Source organism: Bradyrhizobium sp. CSS354 (assembly GCF_029051725.1).
Classification (GTDB): Bacteria; Pseudomonadota; Alphaproteobacteria; order Rhizobiales; family Xanthobacteraceae; genus Bradyrhizobium.
Map to the genome: position 1 here is coordinate 1 of NZ_JAACFU010000086.1, position 480 is coordinate 480.

At 66.0% G+C, this 480-nt stretch carries 1 protein-coding gene; it reads right to left on the reverse strand.

Features of this window, described 5'->3' with window-relative positions:
- Nucleotides 1-123: 123 nt before the first annotated feature.
- On the reverse strand, nt 124-480 hold a 357-nt coding region (locus GWG67_RS38765; RefSeq protein WP_275174898.1), incomplete at its 5' end, for a glutaminase.

The following is a 480-nucleotide window of genomic DNA, read 5'->3' on the forward strand; positions in this document are numbered from 1 at the left end:
CATGAGGACTGGCTTCCCCGGGCACTTTTTTCTGCGTTGTTTGCCGTTTCATGCGCCGCCAATACCGGCACCGCTTTTCAGCAAAACTGCTCGCCCGTCGAAGCTGGCCAGGCTCCCGCAGCATCAAAAAATGGTCCACCCGGTATGGGTGGTCAGCAGCTCCAGCGCCCTGGCGCCTGCCTGCGAGTTGCCGGCCCGGTCCAGTGCGGGCGACCAGACGCAGACCCCGCACCGGTTCGGCATGACGGCCACGATCCCGCCCCCGACTCCGCTCTTCACCGGCAACCCGATGCGGAAGGCGAAGTCCCCCGCCGCATCGTAGGTGCCGCACGTCAGCATCAAGGCATTGACACGCTTGGCGTGGGCGGCCGGCAATATCTGTTCGCCGGTCCGGGAATCGCGCCCGCCGCATGCGAGGAACGTCACCGCGCGCGCCAGTTCCTCGCACGTCATTTCGATGGCGCACTGCCTGCAGTAGGC